The 6,558-nt window shown below is 33.8% G+C and carries 8 protein-coding genes and 1 pseudogene; 7 read left to right on the forward strand and 2 right to left on the reverse strand.

From position 1 onward, the window contains the following. Positions 1 to 314 precede the first annotated feature (314 nt). The gene (gene hemH / locus F6K13_RS12745; RefSeq protein ID WP_124154387.1) at positions 315 to 1,478 is read right to left on the reverse strand and encodes a ferrochelatase; all 1,164 of its coding nucleotides are present in this window, start codon (positions 1,476 to 1,478) and stop codon (positions 315 to 317) included. Between the two features lie 193 nt (positions 1,479 to 1,671). Here hemH and F6K13_RS12750 point away from each other — a divergent pair, with 193 nt between their 5' ends. The 3 genes from F6K13_RS12750 to F6K13_RS12760 all read left to right on the forward strand — a co-directional run bounded on the left by F6K13_RS12750 (position 1,672) and on the right by F6K13_RS12760 (position 3,393). Further along, positions 1,672 to 2,310: a class I SAM-dependent methyltransferase gene (locus F6K13_RS12750; RefSeq protein WP_287287545.1), complete on the forward strand. Its 639-nt coding sequence runs from the start codon at positions 1,672 to 1,674 to the stop codon at positions 2,308 to 2,310. 153 nt (positions 2,311 to 2,463) lie between these two features. Beyond that, on the forward strand, positions 2,464 to 2,931 hold the full coding sequence (locus F6K13_RS12755) for a class II glutamine amidotransferase (RefSeq protein WP_124154385.1): 468 nt from the start codon (positions 2,464 to 2,466) through the stop codon (positions 2,929 to 2,931). Between the two features lie 12 nt (positions 2,932 to 2,943). After that, on the forward strand, positions 2,944 to 3,393 hold the full coding sequence (locus F6K13_RS12760; protein ID WP_124144126.1) for a hypothetical protein: 450 nt from the start codon (positions 2,944 to 2,946) through the stop codon (positions 3,391 to 3,393). A gap of 269 nt (positions 3,394 to 3,662) precedes the next feature. On the opposite strand, the gene F6K13_RS12765 is transcribed toward F6K13_RS12760, so the two are convergent. Continuing rightward, on the reverse strand, positions 3,663 to 3,914 hold the full coding sequence (locus F6K13_RS12765; protein ID WP_287241186.1) for a hypothetical protein: 252 nt from the start codon (positions 3,912 to 3,914) through the stop codon (positions 3,663 to 3,665). A gap of 419 nt (positions 3,915 to 4,333) precedes the next feature. Between F6K13_RS12765 and F6K13_RS12770 the strand changes: the two genes are divergently transcribed. The 4 genes and pseudogenes from F6K13_RS12770 to F6K13_RS35120 form a co-directional block, all read left to right on the forward strand. Then, on the forward strand, positions 4,334 to 5,470 hold the full coding sequence (locus tag F6K13_RS12770; protein WP_287287546.1) for a saccharopine dehydrogenase family protein: 1,137 nt from the start codon (positions 4,334 to 4,336) through the stop codon (positions 5,468 to 5,470). 124 nt (positions 5,471 to 5,594) lie between these two features. Continuing rightward, complete coding sequence (locus F6K13_RS12775) at positions 5,595 to 5,819, forward strand: hypothetical protein (protein WP_287287548.1); 225 nt, start codon at positions 5,595 to 5,597, stop codon at positions 5,817 to 5,819. Beyond that, a complete protein-coding gene (locus F6K13_RS12780) occupies positions 5,785 to 6,381 on the forward strand; it encodes a hypothetical protein (protein ID WP_287287550.1) in 597 nt (198 codons plus the stop codon). The genes F6K13_RS12775 and F6K13_RS12780 overlap by 35 nt, the downstream gene beginning before the upstream one ends. Positions 6,382 to 6,411: 30 nt before the next feature. Next, positions 6,412 to 6,558: pseudogene (locus F6K13_RS35120) on the forward strand (hypothetical protein); the annotation flags it as partial.

Genomic DNA, 6,558 nt, shown 5'->3' on the forward strand with positions numbered 1-6,558 from the left:
TGGTCAATAGAAATCAACGATTAAGTAAGTATTTATGCTTAATATTTCACTGAGAATTTGACTCCTGATCGAGGTAAATGAAGATAATTTATATAGTATAAATACTTAAACAAGCTAAGGATTTTATACTAATTTTCATGTTACAAAATGTGGGTTTAAGGATATAGCACTACCCATGAAGATGAGGACAAGTAAGAAACTTCAAAACTCTTCACTGTAATGTTTTGACTTTAGCTGATAGCTGATAGCTGATAGCTGATAGCTATATAGATTAATTTTAGAAAGGGCATCGCTAGATGCCAAATGTCCCTATTCTAAAGTAAACCAGCCAAGTGTAATGGGCCATAACCAGTAATTAATTCCAACAACAAAGCCATAAACCCAAGCATTGCTAACCGTCCATTCCATACTTCTGCGGTGGTAGTCAAACCCCATTGCCATTTTTCTTGGGGATACATTTTGATAATTTTTTTCATCTGGATAGCATCGGAAAAAAGACGAGTAGGAGCATCCAGAGCTTCAACAACTAAATCTGCTAAATCGTTGATAAATACTGGATGGGTATTTAGAGCAGGCACTCGGTAAAAATTACTAATTCCAGCTTCTTCTGCCACCTCACGATATTCCATATCAATTTCTTGCAGAGTTTCAATATGTTCGGAAACAAAGCTAATGGGAACTACTAATAAATCTTTAACCCCATCACTGGCCAATTCTTGAATGGCCTCTTCAGTGTAAGGTTTCAACCATTCCACCGGACCTACCCGACTCTGATAAGCTAAGGTATGAGAGTTAGAACGATTCAAAGCCTTCATAATCTTATCGACACAGTCTTCAATTTCTGCCTGATAAGGGTCTCCTGCTTCTTCAACGTAGCTAACTGGTACACCATGGGCACTGAAAAAGATATGCACTTGTTCTGAGTTTGGACAGTTATCTAATTCTTGAGCAATTAATTCTGCCATGGCCTGAATATATCCTGGTCGTTGATACCAAGAGGGAATAACGGTATAATCAGTGTTCTGTAATTCTGGGTCTTTTTGCCAGAGTTGATCAAGTAATCTAAAGCTAGAACCGCTAGTGCTGATAGAATATTGAGGATAAAGTGGTAGAATTACTAACCTTTCTATTTGGTCGCGCTTAATTCTAGTGAGAGCTTCTTCTGTAAAAGGATGCCAGTAACGCATTCCTATATAAGTTTGAGCTGTTAATCCTTTTTCTTCTAACTGTTTTTCGATCGCCAAAGCTTGCTGTTCGGTAATGGACCTTAATGGAGAACCACCGCCAATTTCTTTATAATTTTCTTGAGACTTTTGAAAACGTAGGGTGGATATTAGCCATGCTAAAGGTTTCTGTAGCCAAGGAAAGGGCAAACGAATAATTTCTGGGTCAGAAAATAAGTTGAATAGAAAGGGACGGACATCTTCTAGTTGTTCTGGCCCACCTAAATTAAGTAATAAAACTCCAACACGACTCATAATATTAATCAGGCTCCAATTTTAATATTTGTTACTAAATTTAACATATTAATATTTTCTTAAGTATATTTTCTAATAAATTTAGAGTCAACTACTACCCCAAATCTATTCCAATTGAGCGATCGAGTATAAATAAAATTTATACACTTTTGACTTTTGACTTTTAACTTTTAACTTTTGACTTATTAATCTCATGGCAACAATTTTAAGAGACTGGAGCTATAAATATCAATGGTTATATGACGGTATTTCCCGTTTAGCAGCTCTTAGTGTTGGCGGAGAAACTAAGTTTCGCCAACTAGCTTTACAAGGTTTAACCATTGAGCAAAATACTCAAATACTTGACCTTTGTTGTGGTAGTGGTCAAGCAACTAATTTTCTGGTTAAATACTCCCAAAATGTTACAGGATTAGATGCTTCTCCACTATCAATTAATAGAGCGAAAAAAAATGTACCATCGGCTAAATATGTAGAGGCATTTGCTGAGGATATGCCATTCTCAAATAATCAATTTGATTTAGTACATACGAGCGCTGCTCTACATGAAATGAATTCTGAACAATTACGGCAAATTATTCAAGAAGTTTACCGCATTCTTAAACCAGGAGGTATTTTTACTTTTGTTGACTTTCATCGTCCGGTAAATATTCTTTTTTGGCCTGGGTTTGCCATTTTTTTATGGTTATTTGAAACTGAAACTTCTTGGGATTTTATTAATACAAATATCTTGGAATTATTACAAGAAGTAGGGTTTTATTTAGTTGATACTGACTCACCTAAACCCCTTTTATATGCTGGTGGTAGTCTTCAGATAGTTCAAGTTAAAAAATAAAAAATAAAGTTGCTTAAAAATCTGTTTAACCTGTGAGTTATATGATAATTTGATAATTATGTTTAAAGTTGACCGAATAATTAATAATTACCCACAGGAAAAAATCTGTGTAGAGTTTTAGCATATATTGGTGAACCACTACAAATTTATCAATTGCTTCTGAGACCTGATAATTCTATAGTGAATCAAAGCTTCGATCCAGAAGATCATGATATGATTCAATTAGCTGGCTTTGGTTTAGCTACCTGGAGTAAAGGGACTCTTAGTGAAGATTATCCTTTTATTTATAAGGGTATCAAACCTCCATTTTATGACCGCAATTTAGGCTCCCTATGTGAGCGTCACGAAACAAATGTCCTTCTGTGTCATATTCGTGCTAGTGGCTATGATAGCCTTAATTATGAAGCTGTTGTTAATGAAAATAATTGCCATCCTTTTATTTTTCCAGGATTTCGGTTAGCTATGGCTCATAATGGTGGGGTAAATGGATTCAAGGAAATTCGTCTAGATTTATTAAATAGGTGTAAACCAGAGATTGTCAAATATGTAGAAGGTAGCACAGATTCTGAGGTTGTTTATGCACTGCTAATGTCTCAGTTAGATGAACCAACTAAAGATTGAAAAGTTGATGAGATGATTGAAGCTATTAAGAAAACAATTAAAGTTATTCTTGATGTTCAAACTCAACATAATTGTACGGGACTAAGTACTCTCAAACTGTTTTTAGTAGATAGTAATGATGTACTTGTAGCTAATGTTGGAATTGGCTATAATCGACAACTAAATGTGGAAAGAAACTGGGAAGATTTAAAAGAATATCCTAGAGGAACAAAAGAATTTTCTTTGTCTCGGTTAAAAGGTCCAGTTTGGTCATTGAAAGGGAAAAAATTTGGTAATTATGAAGGATATCAAATGGAACCTTCTAGTAATGGAAATGAAGATATTAGTTCGGTAATTATTTCATCTGAACCATTGACAGAAGAAATCGGAAATTGGTCAATGATTCCCTTTCAAAATCTTTGCTTTTTCAATCATAACGGGGGAAAACCAAAAGTTGAGATTAAACCTTTTGATATTGATTGAAAATTAAGTTTAATAGAATGGTATAGCGCTACGCGCAAGTCAAAAGTCATGCATCGAGTGCGTAATTCTGAGGTTTCCTTAGAATATCAGACACACTCAAGACAGTCAAAAGGCAAAAGTAATATATGACTGAGCCCCAACATTTAGTAATATCCTAACCTTTACTTCGATTACTATAATACTTGGGTGGAGTACGCAAACTTGCTTCGCTCAAGTTGGCTTTTTTTCAGATTGACTTAATTAAGGACAATTGTTACTTTTAAACTTAGTTATCTTGGATTTTGATTACTCAGCAAAATAATTCCTATCCCCATCAATATCCAAGTTCCTTCAAAACCAACATTAATCCGGTGAGTTTTTTCTCTACTCAATAAATACTGAAATTCTCTATCTGACAATTCAAAAGCAGATTGTGCAAGTTGTTGATTAGCGTCAGTTAACCGCATAAAATCTAATGCTCCCCAATAGGTGGAGATACCAACAACAAAAATACCAATTGCCGTACCAAATAAACGAAACATAATTAACTGTTAAAATTAGATTTATTAAATTTAAGTAAATTTTGATTATATTCAAAATTACCAAAATCTTACAACATTTGTTTTTGATAATTAAAATGGATTTGTTGAGGGTGTGTTATACAGCTATTATCAATCCCTGTTAAAGGTATTTAATAATCTAGAGTGGGCAAAGAAAACAAAATTTATTGTTAGTGCTTCTTTTTCCCGCTACCTTTAAGAATGGCAAAAAAAAAGAAAGTAGGGAAGGAAACAAAACTCACACTTTTTTCAGGATATTCTTGTTTAAGAATCTGATTCTCGCACGTTAAAAAATAATCTTGCTGACTGCTGATTGCTGAGATATGACCACTCCGGAAATCATATTAGATTGCTCAAAAATTTGGATACTTTTGATGAAATTAAACATCAATTAACTAAAGATGACCAACCAAGTTTTAATCATCGGTGGATATGGCAGAATTGGTAGTAGTGTTGCCAGAGATTTAACTACTTATGCCAACTCGGAAATTACGATTACCGGACGTAAACAAGAAGCCAATATCAAAGAAATTCTTATTCCTGGAGTTAAATATTTAACTTTAGATTTAGCAAATAAAGAAAGAGTAAGAAATACTATTCATTCTTATAGTAAATCCTCAGAAAATTTAGTTATTCACTGTGCTGGTCCGTTTCATCATCGCGATACTAATGTTCTGAAAAATTGCATTGATGCAGGTATTAATTATGTAGATATTAGCGACTATCGAGGATTTACTCGTAAAGCTTTAGAATATTCTGAAGCTGCCAAACAAGCTGGTGTTACTGCAATTATTAATACAGGGATTTTTCCTGGAATTTCTAATAGTTTAGCTCGTAAATCTGTAGAACAATTTGATGAACCAGAAGAAATACATTTAAGTTATGTTGTAGGTGGTTCCGGTGGAGCGGGAGTAACAGTTATGCGGACTACTTTTTTAGGTTTACAAAATCCTTTTGAGGTGTGGAAAAATAACAAGTGGGAATTTGTTAAACCTTATAGCGATCGCCAAGTTATTGATTTTTCCAAACCCTACGGAAAAATTGGAGTTTACTGGTTTGATATGCCAGAATGTTTGACTTTGCCGACCTCTTTTCCCGTGCAAACTGTAACTACAAAGTTTGGTTCTTTTCCCGATTTTTATAATCATCTGACTTGGACGACTGCTCATTTATTTCCTGTTACTTGGTTAAAGAATTCAGGGGTAATAGAATTTTTGTCTCAAGTTAGTTATAAAATGACTCAAGTTACAGATAAATATAGTGGTACTGGTGTGGCAATTCAAGCAAAAGTTATAGGTAAAAAGTCAGGGAAAAAAGCTGATTTTTGCTCGTCAATTATACATAAAGATACTGCAACTGTTACAGGTATTGGTGCTGGTGGTATTGCCGAATTTATTTTGTCTGGGAAATTGCATAAACCGGGTGTTTGGTCTGTGGAAAATAGTTTGTCTACGCAATTATTTGAAGAGGTGATGAAGAGTCGTGGTTTTGTGAAAAATTATGGTGAAAAGTCTGTGGTTTATCAGGTAGGAAATTAAATATAAGTTGATAGTTATATGACTATGATAACGAGTTAGTATAAATTGAGTTATAATTTCCTATCATAGCCGTATTGCATTAGGCTAAAAATCAAAATACTTGATTAACGAATAAATTATTATTATGTCAACAAAAAAACTATCAGTTCGAGCTGCCGATATTGCTGAATATATTCGTTATCAATCATGCGATCGCCGATTTAAGTTAAAATATAACAATTATGAATTTCCTAAAAAAGATATTCCTTTTTCTAACTTAATTTTTGCTATTTCTTTAGACCCAGTTTTGGAAGAGGAAGGTCGAAGAAGAGAAAATGAATGGGAAACTTTGCTTAGAACAACACGTTAAAGTAACAGATTGGATTGCCAATAATTTAGTTCCACCTATATATCGTATTTATTCAGGGCGAACAATACCTGTTAGAAATATAGAATCAAATAATAATAGGTTAACAGCAGAAATTAATCTTGATGAATATAATATTACTTCTGAACTTTTACAAGGTAACTGTACAATTGATGAAGGTTCTTTTATTAGGCTTAGTCCTTGTTATGAAAATCCATATCAAGGTCAAACAATTGCTCAACTTTTGCGTGGTGGAAGTACCTGTTTTGTAGAAGTAATTGATTGGAATAGTGGAAAGATTGAACTTGAAGTTAGACAAACAAAAACTCCAGGTATTTATCAACTTCCTGGTCGTTTTTTCAGAGATGGAGAAGATATTTATGATTATGCGACTCTTGATGAAAGTCCTTCAGATTTTGTTGCAGGAAGAGTCGATGAAAAATTACAGAATACTCAAGGAAATCATGTTTGTCAATGGTTAGCTCCTGAAAATCCTCAAATTCCACCACAAATTTCTCCTTCAAAAAATGATTTAGAAAAATATCAAAACTTTCTTAATTCCTGACCATTACCAAATAATAAAAAGCTAGATGATAAGCAAATAGAAGCAATAATAAATGGATTAACAACTAGGATTCAACTTTTACAAGGCCCACCAGGTACAGGTAAAACAGAAACAACAGCGATCGCTACTTTTTTAAGAATCTTGGCACGAAGTTCTCCAGGGGATATTGTTCTTATT

This window comes from Okeania sp. SIO2B9, from assembly GCF_010672505.1.
In the GTDB taxonomy this organism is placed as follows: Bacteria; Cyanobacteriota; Cyanobacteriia; order Cyanobacteriales; family Microcoleaceae; genus Okeania; species Okeania hirsuta.

Coding starts and splice junctions, on each gene's coding strand:
- hemH (WP_124154387.1), bottom strand. CDS start 1,478: ATGAGTCGTGTTGGAGTTTTATTACTTAATTTAGGTGGGCCAGAACAA.
- F6K13_RS12750 (WP_287287545.1), top strand. CDS start 1,672: ATGGCAACAATTTTAAGAGACTGGAGCTATAAATATCAATGGTTATAT.
- F6K13_RS12760 (WP_124144126.1), top strand. CDS start 2,944: ATGATTGAAGCTATTAAGAAAACAATTAAAGTTATTCTTGATGTTCAA.
- F6K13_RS12765 (WP_287241186.1), bottom strand. CDS start 3,914: ATGTTTCGTTTATTTGGTACGGCAATTGGTATTTTTGTTGTTGGTATC.
- F6K13_RS12770 (WP_287287546.1), top strand. CDS start 4,334: ATGACCAACCAAGTTTTAATCATCGGTGGATATGGCAGAATTGGTAGT.
- F6K13_RS12775 (WP_287287548.1), top strand. CDS start 5,595: ATGTCAACAAAAAAACTATCAGTTCGAGCTGCCGATATTGCTGAATAT.
- F6K13_RS12780 (WP_287287550.1), top strand. CDS start 5,785: ATGAATGGGAAACTTTGCTTAGAACAACACGTTAAAGTAACAGATTGG.